Below are 17380 nucleotides of genomic sequence, written 5' to 3'. Positions count from 1 at the left end.
ACATCGTGGCGTACCACTCGGGGAAGGCGGCGAAGGTCGCGCCGCCGGCGGTGAGGAGCCAGACCTCGTTGCCGTCCCAGTGCGGGCCGATCGTCGTCAGCATGACCCGGCGACGCTTCTCGGTGTCCTCGGCATCCTGGCCGGCACCGAGCGAGGGGAGCAGGGCGCCGACACCGAAGTCGAAGCCCTCGAGGACGAGGTATCCCGCCCAGAGCAGGCCGATGAGGCCGAACCAGAGGAGCTGCAGAGTGTCCATGTGTGTCAGTCCCGTTGATCAGTAGGCGAACTGGAGGGGAGCGTCCTCAGCGGAGTCCGCGTGGTCGGCCGGGTCCTCGAAGGGCTCGGCACCGCGCCGGACGTAGGTGAGGAAGAGCTTGACCTCGACGACCGCGAGCGCGGCGTAGACGAGGGTGTAGACGACCATCGACACCCAGACCTCGCCGACGCTCACCGAGGGCGAGACCCCGGTGGCCGTCGTCATCAGGCCGTAGACGAGCCACGGCTGGCGCCCCATCTCGGTGAAGATCCAGCCGAAGCTGTTGGCGGCGATGGGGAGCAGCGGCGTGAGCACCGCGATCCAGGTCCACCACCTGGCCTGCGGCACACCGTTCTTGCGGGTGGCCCAGAGCGCCATGGCGGCGAACAGCATGGTGAGGAAACCGGCGCCCATCATGAGCCGGAAGGTCCAGTAGGCCACCGGGATGATCGGGGTGTAGTCGTCGGCGGCGACGAGCTTCGCGACGTCGGGGCCGTACTGCTGCCCGACCTTCTCGGCCATCGCCCGCTCGGAGACCTTGAGGTCGTTGATGCCCTCGACGGTGCCGTCGAAGCTGCCGGTGCCGAGGAAGGAGAGCAGGCCCGGGACCTCGATGATGCGGGTCGCGGAGCTGCCGTCGAGCGGGCCGATCGACAGGACCGAGAACGGGGCGTTGCTCGTGGTGTCGTAGAGCGCCTCTGCCGCAGCCATCTTCATCGGCTGCACCTCGGTCATGATCTTGCCCTGCACGTCGCCGGAGACGATGACCCCCAGCGAGGCGACGAGGGAGACGACCGCGCCCACGCGGACCGCCTTGCGGTACATCGGGGCGTCGTCGGTGTCGCGGTCACGACGGAGGAGCCACAGCGCGACCCCCATGATGACGGCACCGCCGACCATGTAGGCCGAGAGGACGACGTGCGGGAAGGTGACGAGCTGGACCTTGTTCGTCAGCACCGCGACGAAGTCGGACATCTCGGCGCGGCCGGTCGTCGGGTTGAAGGTGTAGCCGACCGGGTGCTGCATGAACGAGTTGGCCGCGAGGATGAAGTACGCCGAGAGCACGGTGCCGACGTGGGTCAGCCACATCGTGCTGGCGTGGAGCTTCTCGGGGATGCGTCCCCAACCGAAGATCCAGACGCCGAGGAAGGTGGACTCGAGGAAGAAGGCGAGCAGCGCCTCGAAGGCGAGCGGAGCGCCGAAGATGTCCCCGACGAAGCGCGAGTAGTCCGACCAGTTCATCCCGAACTGGAACTCCTGGACGATGCCGGTGACGAGGCCCAGCGCGAAGTTGATGAGGAAGAGCTTCCCGAAGAACTTCGTGAGGCGGTAGTACTCGGGGCGGTGCGTGCGGACCCACTGGGTGTGGAAGTACGCGACGACACCGGACATCCCGATCGTCACGGGGACGAACAGGAAGTGGTAGACGGTCGTGATGGCGAACTGCCACCGAGCGACGTCGAGCGACGATCCCATGTCAGGCTCCTGCCGGGCGTGTAGTACGACGTGACGTAGTACAAACTACAGGGTGTCGTAGATGCGTCGAGATGGGTTCCGTGTGACTCGGACCACGACGGCTCGCCCCGGCCTGCGTCGACCCGTGGCAGAGTGACGAGGTGCAGCGCGACGACCTCGTCCGGCTCCGGCGGGCCCGCGACCGGATGGACCGTGACTTCGCCGAACCCCTCGACGTGCCGTCGCTCGCCGCCGAGGCGCTCATGTCGCCCGGGCACTTCCACCGGATGTTCCGCGAGGCCTACGGCGAGACGCCCTACCAGCACCTCATGACCCGGCGGATCGAGCGGGCCGCGGCGCTGCTGCGGCACGGGGACGTGTCGGTCACCGACGCGTGCATGGCGGTCGGTTGTACCTCCCTCGGGTCGTTCAGCTCGCGGTTCACCGAGCTCATGGGAGTGACGCCCAGCGACTTCCGGGCCGCGAACCACGAGGCGGCGGCGGCCATCCCGTCGTGCGTCGCCAAGGAGGCCGACCGTCCCCGGGGGGGCCGGTCAGGTTCGGAGAAGCGGGCCGAGGGCGCGTCGGCCTAGCCTCGGGTCCATGGACACGACCACCGTCACCTCGACCCTCGCGATCGCCAACGTCTTCCTCGTCGTCGACGACCACGACAAGGCCCTCGAGTTCTACCGCGACGTCCTCGGGTTCAACGTCGTCAGCGACTACGCGCAGGGCGAGTTCCGCTGGCTCAACCTCACCCCGCCGGCCCAGCCCGACCTCACCGTCACCATCCAGTCGGTCGGCGGCGGCCCGCACACGAGCGACGAGGACCGGGTGGCCATCGACACCCTGCTCGCCAAGGGCCTGCTCACCCCCGTCGTCCTCCGGTGCGCCGACGTCGACGCGGTGTTCGAGCACGTGCGGGCGTCCGGCGCCGAGGTCCTCCAGGAGCCGATGGACCAGTTCTACGGTGTCCGCGACTGCGCCTTCCGCGACCCCGCGGGCAACCTGCTGCGGATCAACCAGCCGCTCGCCCCCCGCTGACCCCGCGGCCTACGGCGCGGGCTACCCCGCAGTAAGTGTCGCGATCCCGGCACTTACTGCGGGGTAGCCCGCCAAGGGCGCGGTCCGGCGGGCCGGCGGGCAGGTGTCAGGCGTCGGGGTAGCCGTGCGGGTTCTGCGACTGCCAGCGCCAGGTGTCGGCGCACATGTCGTCGACGGTCCGGGTGGCCCGCCAGCCGAGCTCGGCCTCGGCGCGCGAGGGGTCGGCGTAGGACGCGGCGATGTCGCCGGGGCGCCGCGCCACGACCTCGTGCGGCAGCTCGTGGCCGCAGGCCCGCTCGAACGCGTGGAGCAGCTCGAGGACCGACGTGCCGTGGCCGGTGCCGAGGTTCCACGTCGAGACGGGGTCGGCGGTGTCGCCGAGCCGGTGCAGGGCGGCGATGTGTCCCGCGGCGAGGTCCTCGACGTGGATGTAGTCGCGCACGCCGGTCCCGTCGGGCGTCGGGTAGTCGTCACCGAAGACCAGGAGCCGGTCGAGCCGGCCCACCGCCACCTGGGCGATGTACGGCATGAGGTTGTTCGGCACGTCCGAGGGGTCCTCCCCGATGGTGCCCGACGGGTGGGCGCCGACCGGGTTGAAGTACCGCAGCAGGGCCACCCGCCATGTCGGGTCGGCGGCGGCGACGTCGCGCAGCACCTGCTCCTGCATCACCTTGGTCCAGCCGTAGGGGTTGGTGGCCGAGGTCGGCAGGTCCTCGTGCATCGGCACGGGGGCATCCGCGCCGTAGACCGTCGCAGAGGACGAGAACACGAGCCGGCGCACGCCGTGACGGCGCATGGCCCGCACGAGCGAGAAGGTCGAGCCGAGGTTGTTCTCGTAGTACTCGAGCGGCTTGGCGACGCTCTCTCCCACCGCCTTGAACCCGGCGAAGTGGATGACGGCGTCGAACGGCTCGTGGGCGAAGAGGTGCTCGGTCTTGTCGTGGTCGGTGAGGTCGAACGAGCGCAGGTCGAGCGGCTGCCCGGTGAGGGCCTCGATGCGCCCGACGACGGTCGGCTTGGCGTTCGCGAAGGAGTCGACGACCACGACGTCGTGGCCCGACGCGACGAGCTGGACGACCGTGTGGGACCCGATGTAGCCGGCACCGCCGGAGACGAGGACGCGCATGGCGGCGAATCTACGCGAGGACGCCCGCGCAGCGGCAGGGCTCTCAGTCGTCCTCGGGCAGGACGACGCTGAGCACCCACGACACGAGGGTGATGACGACCGCGGCGAGGATCGCGTCCCAGAAGAAGTGGTCGATCGTGAACGAGAGCCCGACGGCGTTGCTGATCCACTCGGTGATCTGGAGCATGAACGCGTTGACGACGAACGTGAACAGCCCGAGCGTGAGGATGACGAACGGGAACGAGAAGAACTTGACGATCGGCTTGATGACCGCGTTGACCAGCCCGAAGAGCAGGGCGACGAGGACGATCGTCAGCACCTTGCGGCCGAGCGACTCCTGGTCCTCGGCGAGGTTGACGCCCGACACGACGAGGGCGGCCACCCAGAGGGCGACGGCGTTGATCCCGACCCGGATGAGGAAGTTCGTCACGGACCGATCATGACAGGTCCGGGCGCGGGGGCGCCGGACCCGCGGCCGCTACATCTCCTCGTGGGTGTCCGGGTCGCCGTCGAAGAGGCGGCCGTCGGGGCGCCCGAGCGCCGTGACGGCCGCGACCTCGTCGTCGGTGAGGACGAACCCACCGAGGTCGAGGTTGTCGCGCTGGCGCTCCGGCGTCGCGGACTTCGGCAGCGGCATCGAGCCGATCTGGAGGTGCCAGCGGAGGATGACCTGCCCGGGCCTGACGCCGTGGGCCTCGGCGGCCGCCGCGACCGGGTCGGCGTCGAAGGGGGCCTGCCGCTTGCCGAGCGGGCTCCACGCCTGGGTGAGGATGCCGAGCCGGGTGTTCACGGCCCGCATCCCGGCCTGCGGGAAGAGGGGGTGCAGCTCGAGCTGGTTGAGCGCCGGGGTCACGCCGGTCTCGTCGATGACGCGGGTCAGGTGCGCCTCGGTGAAGTTGCTGACCCCGATGGTGCGCACGAGGCCCTCGCGCTGCGCCTCGACGAGCCCCTGCCACGCCTGGACGTAGAGGTCCCGGCTCGGGTTGGGCCAGTGGATGAGCGCGACGTCGATCTGCTCGAGGCCGAGCCGGGCGGCCGAGTCGCGCAGCGACCGCAGGGCGAGCTCGCGCTCGTGGAAGCGGCCGGGCACCTTCGTCGCGACCTGCACCTCGTCGCGGGGGACACCGCTGCGCCGCAGTGCCTCGCCGACCTCGGTCTCGTTCTCGTAGTTGACCGCCGTATCGAGGTAGCGGTAGCCGGCCTCGAGCGCGGAGACCATCGCGGCGATGCCCTCCTCGCCGCGCAGCGGGTAGGTGCCGAAGCCGACGGGCGGCATCGAGCTGCCGTCGGCGAGCCGGTGCGGGGCGGGGAGGTCGCTCATGGCGGCCACGCTAGCCGTCCGCCCGCACGCGCCGAGCGAACCGGGCGCGCCGCCTGCGCGTTCGGCCGTCCGGCGTGCCGTGGTCGCTCGGCGGGGCCCCGGCCGTCGCCGGTCGTGGCCCGGCACGGACCTACAGTGGGCGCATGACCGACGACCTCGCCGCCGAGGCAGCCGCGCGCCCCACCCCGGTGCACCTGCGCGACGCCCTGGCCGCCCTGCCCGCGTACACCCCCGGCCGGCCGGCGACGGTCCGTGAGGGGCTCGTCGCCTACAAGATCAGCAGCAACGAGAACCCCTACCCGCCGCTGCCGTCCGTCCTCGAGGCCGTGCGCGACGCCGCCGCAGGGATGAACCGCTACCCGGACATGGCGGTGACGGCGCTGACCGAGGCCATCGCCGCGCGGCTCGGGGTGCCCGCGGCGCGCATCTCGACCGGGCCGGGGTCGGTCGGCGTGCTCGACCAGCTCGTCCGGGCCACCTGCGACAACGGCGACGAGGTCGTCTTCGCGTGGCGCTCCTTCGAGGCCTACCCCATCCTCGCGACGCTCGCCGGTGCCCGGCCGGTCATGGTGCCGCTGGCTCCCGGCGACCGGCACGACCTCGACGCGATGGCCGAGGCGGTCACCGACCGCACCCGGCTGGTCCTCGTCTGCACGCCGAACAACCCGACGGGGACGACGGTCGGCGCCGCGGAGCTCGAGGCGTTCCTCGCGCGGGTGCCGAGGGACGTGCTCGTCGTCATCGACGAGGCGTACCTCGAGTTCGTCGACGCCCCGGACGCACCGGACGCCCTCGCGGTGCACGAGGCCCACCCGAACGTCGTCGTGCTGCGGACCTTCTCGAAGGCGTACGGACTCGCCGGACTGCGGGTCGGCTACGCCGTCGCGCACGAGCCGGTGGCCGCGGCGCTGCGCAAGTCCGCGCTGCCGTTCGGGGTCAACTCGCTGGCGCAGGTCGCGGCGCTCGCGTCGCTCGACGCCACCGACGAGCTCGAGGTGCGGGTCAAGGAGCTCGTCGCCGAGCGTGAGCGGGTGCTCGCCGCGCTGCGCGAGCAGGGGTGGGACGTCCCGGACCAGCAGGCGAACTTCGTGTGGTTCGGGCTCGGGGAGGACACCGCGGCGTTCGCGGCGGTCTGCGACGAGGCCGGGCTCACGGTCCGGCCCTACGGCACCGACGGGGTCCGCGCGACCATCGCCGAGCCCGAGGCCAACGACCGCCTCGTCGAGGTGGCCGGCCGCTGGCGCTCGGCCCGCCCCTCCTGACCCGCGCCCTTCCCACGAACGTGTGTGAAGGACGTCGGGATGCCGACGTTCTTCACACACGTTCGGGGATCGTCGGGCGGGGCAGGGCAGGATGGCGCGGGTGCGCATCCTCCTGACCGGCGCGGCCGGGTTCATCGGCACCGCGACCCGACGTGAGCTCGCGGCCGACGGGCACGACGTCGTCGCCGTCGACCTCCTCCTCGAGCAGGCGCACGGCGCCGCGACCCGGGCGGACCCGCCGCCCGGCGTCCACCGCCTCGACGTCCGCGACGCCGCCGCGTGGGCACACCTGCTGCGCGGCGCCGACGCGGTCGTCCACCTCGCCGCGATGGTCGGGGCCGGCGCCACCGTCGCCGACCTCCCGCTCTACGCCGGCCACAACGACCTCGGGACCGCCGCCCTGCTCGCCGCGATGCACGCCGAGGGCGTCGACCGCTTCGTCCAGGCGTCCTCGATGGTCGTCTACGGCGAGGGCCGCTACACCTGCCCCGAGCACGGTCCGCAGGCGCCCGGGCCGCGCACCCGCGAGGCCCTCGACGCCGGCGCCTTCGACAACCCCTGCCCGGTGTGCGGCGGGCCCCTCGACTGGGCCCTCGTCGACGAGGACGCCCCGCTCGACGCCCGCAGCAGCTACGCCGTGAGCAAGGTGGCCCAGGAGGGGTACGCCGCCGCGTGGGCACGGCAGTCGCCGGGCGCCGCGGTCTCCCTCAGGTACCACAACGTCTACGGGCCGGGGATGCCCCGCGACACCCCCTACTCCGGGGTCGCGGCGATGTTCCGCTCCTCGCTCGAGCGGGGCGAGCCACCGACCGTCTTCGAGGACGGTCGTCAGATGCGCGACTTCGTCCACGTCGACGACGTCGCCCGGGCCAACCTGGCGGCGGTGCACGCCGTCCTCGCCGCGCCCGTCGCGAGCCACCGGGCCGTCAACGTCTGCTCCGGGAGCCCGATCGCCATCGCCGACGTCGCTCGGCACGTGGCGACCGGCTCGGGGCGGGACCTCGAGCCGCGGGTCACCGGGCAGTACCGCATCGGGGACGTGCGGCACGTGGTCGCCTCGCCCGCGCGAGCCCGGGCCGAGCTGGGGTTCGTCGCGCGGGTCACGCCGGAGGAGGGGCTGGCCGCGTTCGCCACCGCGCCGCTGCGCGCCTGACGAGCCCGCGCCCGCGCCCGTGCCCGACCCCGACTCCGACTCCGACTCCGATGCGGGCTACACCGCAGTAAGTGCTGCCCTGGCGACACTTACCGCGCCGTAGCACGCGATGGCACGGTCACCACACGGTGCGGACGAGGTGCTGGAGCAGCAGCGCCAGCATGCCCTGGCCGACGAGGCCCCACCGCCACCACCGCGGCGGCAGCCAGAGCACCCCGAGCAGCAGCCACGGCACGAACGGCAGCCAGATCCGCTCGACCTCGGCCTTGCTCATGAGCGAGCCGTCGGCGACGACGACCATCGCGACGGCGGCGGCGAGGAGTGGGGCGGCGGCCCGCTCCCACCGGGGGGATGCCGCCCGCCCCACTGCTCCGGCGACGGACCGGACCGGTCGCCACGCGGCACCGATCCCGGCCGGCATCGCGAGGCCGGCGCAGACGACGACCGCCCCGAGGTTCCCGAACACCCAGTACCACGCAGGCCGACGGCTGGCGACGTCGCCGGCGACCCAGTAGCGGTCGTGGAGAACGGGAAACGCCTCCCACCACGCGAACCCGAGCGCCGCGAACCCGAGCGCGACCCCGGCCGCCGCCACCGCGGCGACCGCGCCGACGGCCATCCGCTCGCGCCACGACCGGTCGATGGCGACGAGCACGCCGACGGCGAGCAGCGCGACGAGGACCAGGCCGTACGACTCCATGACGCACCAGCCGAGGAGCAGCCCGGCGACGACGGCGAGGACCCACCGGCGAGGGCCGCGGGCGGCGCCGGCCGCGGCCAGGCCGGCCGCCCCCCAGGCGAGGGTGGCCGCGAAGGCCGCGTCGGCCGAGACCGCCATGAGGACCGCAGCGGGGCCGAGCACGAGGAAGGGCAGCACGCGGCGGGCGGCGTCGCGGGCGCCGAGCCGGTCGAGGGTGACGGCCACCGCCGCCGGCACCGTGGCCGCGACGGCGACGACGACCGGTCCCGCCGCCTGCCACGCGCCGAGTCCGAGCCGGTCGAGCCCGATGAACAGCAGGACCGCGCCCGGCGGGTGCCCGGCGAGGTGCACGGCCCAGTGGTGCGGCGCGTCGAGCGGGATGCGCGAGACGTAGACGCGCAGCATCTCGCCGACGTCGTCGACCTGGCGCGCGCTCTGGAGGTACTCGGTGCCGTGGTCGAGGACCCGCCCGAGGCCGGCGTACCCGTCGACGAGCGCCAGCGACACCATCCAGACGGCCGCGACGACCCACGACGCGAGGAGCAGCCGGCGCCACGGCATCCGCTCGACCAGCCCGCGCAGCCCGGGGTGCGCCGACCCCACGACCAGCGCGACGGCGACGATGCTCGAGGGTCCGAACCGCAGCGCCCAGTCGCCGATGAGGGGCGCCGCTCGGCCGGCGACCACGTCGACCCCGGTGAGCGGCGGCACGAGGAACGCGGCCGCCACGACGAGCACCCCGACGGCCAGTCCCCACGCCGCGCCCCGGCCCGTGCGCGTGCCGGCGGTGCTCGCCGGACGCGTCGTCACCGGGGCGGAGGCCATGCCCACCAGCATGCCCTGCCCTCGTCACCCGCCCGCCCGGCCGGCGCGCCCGAGCCCTCGACGTCAGCGGATCGTAAGGTCGCACAAGGGCGTTCGCGCGGCCCGGGGAACCTAGGGTCGAGGTGTGACCACGACCTGCGACCTCGTCCTCCCGTGCCGTGACGAGGCGGCGGCCCTCCCCGGGGTGATCGCCCGGGTGCCCGCCGGCTTCCGCGTCGTCGTCGTCGACAACGGGTCGCGGGACGGGACCGCCGAGGTCGCCCGCGACCTCGGCGCGACCGTCGTCGAGGAGGAGCGGCCCGGCTACGGCGCCGCCGTGCACGCCGGCGTCGAGGCGGCCTCGGCCGAGTACGTCGCCGTCCTCGACGGCGACGGGTCGATGGATCCTGCCGAGCTCGCGCCGCTCCTCGCCGAGGTCCACGAGGGGCGGGCCACGATGGCCGTGGGCCGCCGCCGCCCCGGTGCCCGCGGCGCGTGGCCGTGGCACGCGCGCGCCGGGAACGCGCTCGTCCTCGCCTGGCTGCGGCGCCGCACCGGGCTCCCCGTCCGGGACATCGCCCCGGCCCGGGTCTGCCGGCGCCGCGACCTGCTCGACCTCGGGGTCGAGGACCGCCGGTTCGGCTACCCCGTCGAGCTCCTCGTGCGGGCCCAGCGCGCCGGATGGACGATCACCGAGCACGACATCACCTACCTCCCGCGGGCCGCGGGCACCCGCTCGAAGGTGTCCGGGTCGGTGCGCGGCACGATGCGCGCCGGGCGTGACTTCGCCCGGGTGCTCGCGACGGAGGCGGGACGGTGAGGGGCAGCCTCCTCGTCATGGCCAAGGCCCCCGTGCCCGGCCTCGCCAAGACGCGCCTCGCCAAGGTCGTCGGCGACGAGGCGGCCGCCGCCCTGGCCGCGGCCGCCCTGCTCGACACGCTCGAGGCAGGCGGTCGCGCGTGGCCCCGGGGGCGCCGGGTCCTCGCCCTGGCCGGTGACCTGACGAAGGCGGTGCGCGAGAGGGACATCCGATCGTCGGCCGCGGACTGGCACGTCGTTGCGCAGGGTGGTGGGTCGTTCGCCGAGCGGCTCGTCGACGGGCACCGGCAGGCCCACCGGCTGGCCGGCGGACCGGTCGTCCAGGTGGGGATGGACACCCCGCAGGCCGACGCACACCTGCTCCGCGGCCTCGCCGACGAGGCGCACCGGCACGACGGCCCGGTGCTCGGCCCGGCGCTCGACGGCGGTTGGTGGGTCCTCGTGACCACCCACCCCCACCAGGCCCGCGTCCTCGCCGGCGTGCCGATGAGCCGCTCCGACACCGGACGCCTCACCGCCGCCGCCCTGCGCGCGGCGGGCCACCCCCCGCTCGCCGCGCCCCCGCTGCGCGACGTCGACGAGGTCGAGGACGCGCACGCCGTCGCCGCCCAGGCGCCGCACACCCGGTTCGCGGCCCTCTGGCGCTCGCTCGAGGTCCCCGGGGCGGCGGACCCGCCGACCCCGCCCGCCGTCCCGGCCGCCTCCGCCGACCCCGCTCCCGCCGACCCCGCTCCCGGCGGCCACGGGTGAACGAGCGCACCCTCACCGGGGTGGCGGCCCGGCTCGAGGCCCGCATCCCCCGGAGCGAGGACTTCGCCAGCGGCCTGCGCGGACCCCGCACCGCGGCCCGGGTCGGGGTGTGGCTCGGCGCCGCCTTCGTCATCTGCTTCCTCACCGGGTTGTTCAGCCACGCGCTCCAGCACCCGCCGGCGGGACTGCCCCTCCCGACCGGTCCGGCCCGGCTCTACCAGGTGACCCAGGGCCTGCACGTCGCCGCCGGGACAGCGGCCGTCCCGCTGCTGCTCGTCAAGCTCTGGTCGGTGTTCCCGCGGCTCTTCGTCCGCCCGCCGCTCGCGCCGCGCCGGCTCGCCCTCCACCTCCTCGAGCGGGGGTCGGTCGCGCTCCTCGTCGGCTCGGCGGTCTTCCAGCTCGCGACCGGGCTGGCGAACTCGGCGCAGTGGTACCCGTGGCGCTTCGACTTCATCCGCGCGCACTTCGCCGTCGGGTGGGTCGCCGTCGGGTCCGTGCTCCTCCACGTGGCGGTCAAGCTGCCTCACGTGCGTGCCGCGTTCGGCGAGCCCCCGGAGTCGATCCCGTCGGCACCCGGCGCCCCCTCCCGCCGCTCGCTGCTGCGCACGACGTGGCTCTCGGCCGGGGTCGCGGTGCTGGCCACGACCGCGGTCGAGCTGCCGGGCGTCCGCCGGGTCGCGGTGCTCGCGGTCCGCTCGGGGAACGGCCCCCAGGGGGTGCCGGTCAACGTCAGCGCGGTCGGGGCGCTCGTCGCCGACCGCGTCGCCGACCCGGCCTGGCGGCTGCGGGTCACCGGCCCGTCCGGCGCCGTCGAGCTGACCCGCGACGAGCTCCTCGCGATGCCGCAGCGCTCGGCCGTCCTGCCGATCGCCTGCGTCGAGGGGTGGAGCGCGAGCGGCACGTGGGGCGGGGTCGCCGTCCGCGACGTCGTCGCCCTCGTCGGGGGCACGCCGGCCGACGACGTGACCGTCCGCTCGATGCAGCCGCGCGGGGCCTACCGCGAGAGCACCCTGCCCGCCGCGTGGGTCGCGCGCACCGACTCCCTGCTCGCGCTGACCCTCGGCGGCGAGCCGCTGCACCCCGACCACGGCTACCCGTGTCGGCTCATCGCCCCGGCCCGTCCCGGCGTCCTCCAGACCAAGTGGCTCGACGAGGTCGAGGTGGTGCGCGGATGAGGGCGGTCCGGGTCGGCGTCGGCGCCGTCGGCCTCGCCGCCCTCGGCTGGGGCCTCACCCTGCTGGCCGGCCTCGGTCGCCCCGTCCTCGACGTCGTGGTGTGGCTGGCGGGCGGCATCGTCGCCCACGACGCGGTCCTCGCGCCGGTCGTCGTCGGGCTCGGGGTCCTCGCCGCCACCACCGCCCCGGCCTGGCTGCGGCCCTCGCTCGTCCGGCTGCTCCTCGTCCTCGGCCCGCTGACCCTCGTCGCCGTCCCGGTCCTCGGCCGCTTCGGGGCCCGCCCGGACAACCCGACCCTCCTCGACCGTCCGTACACGGCGGGATGGCTCGTTCTCGCGCTGCTCGCGGTCGTGGCGACCGTCGTCGACGCGCTGCGCCGGCGCACCGTTCAGGAGGAGGACGAGGAGATGTTGCCGTAGGGGTGCGGCCGCTTCGCGAGCACGGCGGCCAGCCGGTCGAGGCTCGCGGCGTCCCATCCGGTGGGTTCGGTGATGCCGACCCAGGCCTGCAGGTTCGCCGGCGCCGAGTAGAGGTGGCCGTAGCCCATCGGCACGCTCCCGGCCCCCGGCAGGTCGAGGAGCACCTGGACCATCGTCACGACCGGGAACCAGCCCATCCGCGGCGAGACGTCCGGACCGCGCTGGTCCTCGCGCAGCCACGCCGGTGGGGTGAAGGCGAGGTCGGTGCTGAAGAAGACGACGGGGTCCGAGGCGTGCTGGAGGTAGACGATGCGCGTCGGTCCCCACGGGCCCGGGGTGCGCTGGGCGGACTGCGACTCCGAGGCGAACCGCACGGTGCGGCCGTTGCCGAACACCGGCAGCGTGGCCGGACTGCCGGGGTCGCGGTCGGCGGTCAGCTGGGCGTGCACGGGGCTGACGAACGGCGGCCCGACGAGCAGGGCGCCGTCGATCGGCTCGTTGATGAGGTTCATCGAGCCGAGGATGCTCTCGACCCCGTACGCGCCGAGCGAGAGGCCGTAGAGGTAGAGCCGCGGCCGGCTCGCCTCCGGGAGGGTCGACCAGTACCGGTGGACGGCGGCGAAGACCGCCTGCGAGGTCTGGCGCGCGGAGTCCTGGTCGGCCAGCAGCGAGATCCAGCTCGGCAGGTAGGAGTACTGCACCCCGGCGATGGCCGTGTCGCCGTTCCACAGGTACTCGAGCGGGTCGGTGCCGTTGCGGTCGAGGTAGCCGGTGCCGGTCGTCGTCGCGAGGACGAGGACCTTGCGGTCGAAGGCGCCGGTGCGCTGCAGCTCGCGCAGGACGAGCTGGGCGCGCGCGGCGGCGGTGTCGGCGCTGCGCAGGCCGACGTAGACCCGCACCGGCAGCCGCGCCCCGCCCCCGGTGACGGCGTCGATGTCGCTCACGGTCGGGCCACCGGAGACGAAGCCGCGACCCTCCGCACCGAGGTCCTCCCAGCGCACGAGCGAGCCGGGGCCCCCGGAGCGGACCGGGGAGGTGGGGGCCCGGGTGCCGGCCGAGACGACCTGGTCCGAGGGGGCGAACAGGGCGTTCGCGCCGGCGAAGAAGCCGGTGACGAGGACGCCGCTGAACGCCGCCCACATCGCGACCACGACGAGCACGCCGCCGAGCAGGGTCGCGAGCCGGCGCGGCAACCGGCGCCCGAGGCGGCGGCGCACCGAGCGGAACGCCGCGGCGAGGCTGCGCCCGAGGAGCAGCAGCGCGGCGGCGACGAGCACGGTGACGGCGGCGACGAGCGGCCAGCCGTCCGGCCCGATCGGGGGCATCCCGTAGAGGAGCCGGATGTCGTTCTGCCAGCCCACCTGCTTCCACCCGGCGAGCACGAGCATCCCGACGCAGAGGGCGACCCAGGCGCCGACGACGGCCTCGTGGAGCCGCCCGCGCAGGTGCGGGATGCCGAGGTAGTCGCGCAGCGACGCGAGGGCGGCCCCGGCGCCGTAGCCGACGGCGAGGCTCACCCCGGAGATGACGCCCTGGACGACGGACGGCCGCGGGAGGAGGGACGGGGCGAGCGACGCCGCCGCGAAGATGCCCCCGAGGACGAGCCCCGGCCCGGAGAAGCGGGCCTCGGTGAGGTGGCTGGGGTGGCCGAGCGGGGGCTCGAACCGCTGCACGAGCGCTCCCGTGGCGGCCGCGCGGCGCACGAACGGGGCACGCCGACGGCGCTCGTCGTCGGGTCGCCCGCGCGTCTGCAGTGTCGTCATCCCTGTCTCCGGACCCGGCTCGGGGGCCCACCAGCAGGGTACGGCGCGTCGCCGACGGCACGGCGGGCATATTTCGGGCGGCCGGGCGGTCGGGCGGGGGGCGGCGGGTCAGCGGGCGGCCGTGCCCCCGGGGTCGTCGAGGAGGGCCCGGCTGCGTCGCGCACGGACGGCGGTGTTGAGCCCGGAGAGGACGGCCATCGCCACGACGACGAGGAGGACGAGCCATCCGGGCCACGCGTGGTGCTCGCCGAGCTCGTAGGTCTCCTTGGTCGCGATGAGCAGGGCGCCCATCGCGACGAAGACCCATCCGGTCGCCTTCGACTGGAACTCGACGAACTGGCCGAGGTGCTCGCGGCTCAGGGCCCGGTGGACCCGCTGCCGGAACGCCTCGCCCTCCCGACGGCGGATGAGGTAGGCGACCGGCGGCAGGAGCCACCACCAGGGCGAGGAGCGGCGCGGCGGCTCGACGTCGTGCATGGCGTCCGAGATCTCGTCCCGTTCGAGGTCGACCTCGGCGAGCTCGAGGGAGGCCTGGTACACCGGGCCCGCGAAGAGCAGCCAGCCCCCGAGGAACCCGCACCAGAGGATGAGTGCGTGCACGGGGTGAGCCCAGGCGGAGGGTCAGCCGACCGGGACGACCCGGTCCACGAGGAACGGCCGGCCGTCCGGGCACTCGGCGTAGTCCGTGTCGTCCGGCGCCCCGGTGACCGTGAGCCGGTCACCCACGGCCACCGCCGGCACGGTGCCACGCAGGGCCCACCGCTCGGCGTCCCCGACGGCGACGTAGACGCAGGTGTCGGTGACCTCGGTGACCTGCACCTCGGCCTCGAGGGGGCGGCCGCGGGCGGCGGCCGTCTCGCTCGCCGTGGGGCTGGGCGTCGCGGCGGGCGACGTGGCGCCGGCCGAGGACGCGGGTGCGTCGTCGCCCGGGGCGGAGCAGGCCGCCGTGAGGAGCAGGGCCCCTCCGGCAGCGAGGACGGGCAGGAGCCGGGCCGAGGTGGTCACCCCGCCACTCTGCACGGTCCCGGGCGGTGCCGCGCGCCGGGTACGGTGGGCCTCGACACCGGCCGTGACCGCTGCCACACCTCGCAGCCCGTCACGACGCCCCCCGAGACCGGCCCCCCACCCCCGGGGCCCGAGAAGGAGTGCCCAGTGAGCGACAACGAGGTCGCCCCCCTCGAGACCGCCTTCGGCGTCGACCACCACGTGAGCGTCGCGGAGGCGCCCCAGCGCCCGGCGCACGAGGGTGGCCCCGAGATGGTCCAGCTGCTCAGCCCCGAGGGCGAGCGCGTCCCGAACGCCGAGCTCGACGCCGTCGTCGACGAGCTGTCCGACGAGGCGCTGCGCGGGTTCTACCGCGACCTCGTCCTCGTGCGGCGCTTCGACGCCGAGGCCACGGCGTTGCAGCGCCAGGGCGAGCTCGGCCTGTGGGCCAGCCTGCTCGGCCAGGAGGCCGCCCAGGTGGGCTCGGGCCGCGCGCTGCGTCGCCAGGACTACGCGTTCCCCACCTACCGCGAGCACGGCGTCGCGTGGACGCGGGGCGTCGACCCGGTCAACCTCCTCGGGATGTTCCGCGGGGTCAACCACGGTGGCTGGGACCCCAACGAGAAGAACTTCCACCTCTACACGATCATCATCGGCGCGCAGACCCTCCACGCCACCGGCTACGCGATGGGCGTGCAGCGCGACGGCGACGTCGGCACCGGCGACCCCCGCCGCGACACCGCGGTCATCGCCTACTTCGGCGACGGCGCGACCTCGCAGGGCGACGTCTCCGAGGCGCTCGTCTTCGCCGGGGTCAACAACAGCCCGGTGGTGTTCTTCTGCCAGAACAACCAGTGGGCCATCTCGGAGCCCAACGAGAAGCAGACGCGGGCGCCGCTGTGGCACCGGGCCCGTGGCTTCGGCTTCCCCGGCATCCGGGTCGACGGCAACGACGTCCTCGCGGTCTACGCGGTCACCAAGCAGGCCCTCGACGCCGCCCGCTCCGGCCAGGGCCCCACGTTCGTCGAGGCCTTCACCTACCGGATGGGCGCGCACACGACCTCCGACGACCCGACGAAGTACCGCGTCTCGGCCGAGGTCGAGGTGTGGAAGCACCGTGACCCCATCGAGCGCTACAAGCGCTGGCTCACGACGACCGGCAAGGCCGACGCCGACTTCTTCGACGCCGTCGACGCCGAGGCCGACGAGCTCGGGGCCTCGGTCCGCGAGCGCTGCCTCTCGATGCCCGACCCCGCGCCGTCCGAGATGTTCGAGCACGTCTACGCCGAGGAGCACCCGGTGACGGCGCGCGAGCGGGAGTGGTTCGCCGAGTACCACGCCTCGTTCGAGGAGGAGGCGGCCCGATGAGCACCTCGACGATCGCCAAGGGCATCACCTCCGGCCTGCGCGCCGCGATGGAGCAGGACCCCAAGGTCGTCCTGCTCGGCGAGGACATCGGCAAGCTCGGTGGTGTCTTCCGGGTCACCGAGGGCCTCCAGAAGGACTTCGGCGAGGACCGCGTCATCGACACCCCGCTCGCCGAGGCCGGCATCGTGGGGACCGCGATCGGGATGGCCCTGCGCGGCTACCGCCCGGTCGTCGAGATCCAGTTCGACGGCTTCGTCTACCCGGCCTTCGACCACATCGTCAGCCAGGTCGCCAAGCTGCGCGCCCGCTCGCTCGGGTACGTGACGATGCCGATCGTCATCCGCATCCCGTTCGGCGGTGGCATCGGGGCGGTCGAGCACCACAGCGAGTCGAACGAGACCTACTTCGCGCACACCGCCGGCCTGCGGGTCGTCGCGTGCTCGAACCCGCACGACGCGCACTGGATGATCCGCCAGGCGATCGAGTCCGACGACCCCGTCGTCTTCTACGAGCCGAAGCGCCGCTACTGGGACAAGGGCGAGGTCGGCGAGGCCCCCGACGGTGCGCTCGGCTCGGCCCGGGTCCTGCGCGAGGGCACCGACGTCACGCTGCTGGCCTACGGCCCGATGGTCAAGACCTGCCTCCAGGCCGCGCAGGCCGCCGCGGAGGAGGGGCGCTCGCTCGAGGTCCTCGACCTGCGCTCGCTGTCGCCCCTCGACGACGCCGCCATCCTCGCCTCGGCCCGCAAGACCGGGCGGGTCGTCGTGGTCCACGAGGCCTCGACCTTCCTCGGCATCGGGTCGGAGATCTCGGCGATGGTCACCGAGCAGGCGTTCTACTCGCTCGAGGCCCCGGTGCTGCGGGTCGGTGGCTACAACGTGCCCTACCCGCCGAGCCGGCTCGAGGAGGAGTTCCTCCCCGACCTCGACCGTGTGCTCGATGCCGTCGACCGTTCGCTCGCGTACTGAAAGGCGCTGCCGC

The 17380-nt window shown here is 74.1% G+C and carries 19 protein-coding genes; 10 read left to right on the top strand and 9 right to left on the bottom strand.

Annotation, left to right across the window (positions count from 1 at the left end; genetic code table 11):
- Positions 1–256: cytochrome d ubiquinol oxidase subunit II (locus PKA89_RS09630; RefSeq protein WP_324418935.1), on the bottom strand; the 256-nt coding region annotated here is incomplete at its 3' end.
- An 18-nt stretch (positions 257–274) separates the two neighbouring features.
- Entirely contained in the window at positions 275–1732 is a 1458-nt protein-coding gene (locus PKA89_RS09625; RefSeq protein ID WP_324418933.1) for a cytochrome ubiquinol oxidase subunit I, read from the bottom strand.
- Positions 1733–1917: 185 nt separating this feature from the next.
- Here PKA89_RS09625 and PKA89_RS09620 point away from each other — a divergent pair, with 185 nt between their 5' ends.
- The gene (locus PKA89_RS09620; protein WP_324418947.1) at positions 1918–2304 is read left to right on the top strand and encodes a helix-turn-helix transcriptional regulator; all 387 of its coding nucleotides are present in this window, start codon (positions 1918–1920) and stop codon (positions 2302–2304) included.
- 10 nt (positions 2305–2314) lie between these two features.
- On the top strand, positions 2315–2755 hold the full coding sequence (locus PKA89_RS09615; protein WP_324418931.1) for a VOC family protein: 441 nt from the start codon (positions 2315–2317) through the stop codon (positions 2753–2755).
- A gap of 106 nt (positions 2756–2861) precedes the next feature.
- Here the strand turns inward: PKA89_RS09615 and galE are convergent, their stop codons facing one another.
- From galE to PKA89_RS09600, 3 genes are read right to left on the bottom strand one after another with little or no spacing between them, the layout of a single operon-like run.
- On the bottom strand, positions 2862–3881 hold the full coding sequence (gene galE / locus PKA89_RS09610; protein WP_324418930.1) for a UDP-glucose 4-epimerase GalE: 1020 nt from the start codon (positions 3879–3881) through the stop codon (positions 2862–2864).
- A gap of 43 nt (positions 3882–3924) precedes the next feature.
- Positions 3925–4311, bottom strand: a complete 387-nt coding sequence (locus PKA89_RS09605) for a phage holin family protein (protein WP_324418929.1) — start codon at positions 4309–4311, stop codon at positions 3925–3927.
- A gap of 48 nt (positions 4312–4359) precedes the next feature.
- Entirely contained in the window at positions 4360–5202 is an 843-nt protein-coding gene (locus tag PKA89_RS09600; RefSeq protein WP_324418928.1) for an aldo/keto reductase, read from the bottom strand.
- A gap of 143 nt (positions 5203–5345) precedes the next feature.
- On the opposite strand from PKA89_RS09600, the gene hisC reads away from it, so the two are divergent.
- Together hisC and PKA89_RS09590 are read left to right on the top strand one after the other, a co-directional pair.
- The gene (hisC, locus tag PKA89_RS09595) at positions 5346–6464 is read left to right on the top strand and encodes a histidinol-phosphate transaminase (RefSeq protein ID WP_324418926.1); all 1119 of its coding nucleotides are present in this window, start codon (positions 5346–5348) and stop codon (positions 6462–6464) included.
- Positions 6465–6555: 91 nt separating this feature from the next.
- The gene (locus tag PKA89_RS09590; protein WP_324418923.1) at positions 6556–7617 is read left to right on the top strand and encodes an NAD-dependent epimerase/dehydratase family protein; all 1062 of its coding nucleotides are present in this window, start codon (positions 6556–6558) and stop codon (positions 7615–7617) included.
- Positions 7618–7735: 118 nt separating this feature from the next.
- On the opposite strand, the gene PKA89_RS09585 is transcribed toward PKA89_RS09590, so the two are convergent.
- Complete coding sequence (locus PKA89_RS09585; protein WP_324418921.1) at positions 7736–9142, bottom strand: hypothetical protein; 1407 nt, start codon at positions 9140–9142, stop codon at positions 7736–7738.
- A gap of 124 nt (positions 9143–9266) precedes the next feature.
- Here PKA89_RS09585 and PKA89_RS09580 point away from each other — a divergent pair, with 124 nt between their 5' ends.
- From PKA89_RS09580 to PKA89_RS09565, 4 genes are read left to right on the top strand one after another with little or no spacing between them, the layout of a single operon-like run.
- Positions 9267–9941 carry a glycosyltransferase family 2 protein gene (locus PKA89_RS09580; RefSeq protein WP_324418919.1) on the top strand — a complete coding sequence of 225 codons (675 nt, stop codon included), beginning with the start codon at positions 9267–9269 and terminating at the stop codon, positions 9939–9941.
- Complete coding sequence (locus PKA89_RS09575; RefSeq protein WP_324418917.1) at positions 9938–10690, top strand: DUF2064 domain-containing protein; 753 nt, start codon at positions 9938–9940, stop codon at positions 10688–10690. Before PKA89_RS09580 ends, PKA89_RS09575 begins: the two co-directional genes overlap by 4 nt.
- Positions 10687–11865, top strand: coding sequence for a molybdopterin-dependent oxidoreductase (locus tag PKA89_RS09570; RefSeq protein ID WP_324418915.1), 1179 nt, complete (start codon positions 10687–10689; stop codon positions 11863–11865). Before PKA89_RS09575 ends, PKA89_RS09570 begins: the two co-directional genes overlap by 4 nt.
- Positions 11862–12284 carry a hypothetical protein gene (locus PKA89_RS09565; RefSeq protein ID WP_324418913.1) on the top strand — a complete coding sequence of 141 codons (423 nt, stop codon included), beginning with the start codon at positions 11862–11864 and terminating at the stop codon, positions 12282–12284. Before PKA89_RS09570 ends, PKA89_RS09565 begins: the two co-directional genes overlap by 4 nt.
- Here the strand turns inward: PKA89_RS09565 and PKA89_RS09560 are convergent.
- From PKA89_RS09560 to PKA89_RS09550, 3 genes are all read right to left on the bottom strand, one after another.
- The gene (locus PKA89_RS09560) at positions 12254–14047 is read right to left on the bottom strand and encodes an alpha/beta-hydrolase family protein (protein ID WP_324418911.1); all 1794 of its coding nucleotides are present in this window, start codon (positions 14045–14047) and stop codon (positions 12254–12256) included. The two genes, PKA89_RS09565 and PKA89_RS09560, sit on opposite strands and share 31 nt — an antisense overlap.
- A 108-nt stretch (positions 14048–14155) precedes the next feature.
- The gene (locus PKA89_RS09555) at positions 14156–14647 is read right to left on the bottom strand and encodes a hypothetical protein (protein WP_324418909.1); all 492 of its coding nucleotides are present in this window, start codon (positions 14645–14647) and stop codon (positions 14156–14158) included.
- Positions 14648–14668: 21 nt separating this feature from the next.
- Positions 14669–15052, bottom strand: coding sequence for a hypothetical protein (locus tag PKA89_RS09550; protein ID WP_324418907.1), 384 nt, complete (start codon positions 15050–15052; stop codon positions 14669–14671).
- A 252-nt stretch (positions 15053–15304) separates the two neighbouring features.
- Between PKA89_RS09550 and pdhA the strand changes: the two genes are divergently transcribed.
- On the top strand, positions 15305–16399 hold the full coding sequence (gene pdhA, locus PKA89_RS09545; protein ID WP_324418945.1) for a pyruvate dehydrogenase (acetyl-transferring) E1 component subunit alpha: 1095 nt from the start codon (positions 15305–15307) through the stop codon (positions 16397–16399).
- Positions 16396–17367, top strand: coding sequence for an alpha-ketoacid dehydrogenase subunit beta (locus PKA89_RS09540; RefSeq protein ID WP_324418905.1), 972 nt, complete (start codon positions 16396–16398; stop codon positions 17365–17367). Before pdhA ends, PKA89_RS09540 begins: the two co-directional genes overlap by 4 nt.
- The last annotated feature ends 13 nt before the right edge of the window (positions 17368–17380 follow it).

This window comes from Phycicoccus sp., assembly GCF_035325325.1.
In the GTDB taxonomy this organism is placed as follows: domain Bacteria; phylum Actinomycetota; class Actinomycetes; order Actinomycetales; family Dermatophilaceae; genus Phycicoccus.
Note: the sequence above shows the minus strand (reverse complement) of the source record. Positions and strands in the feature narration are given on the sequence as shown.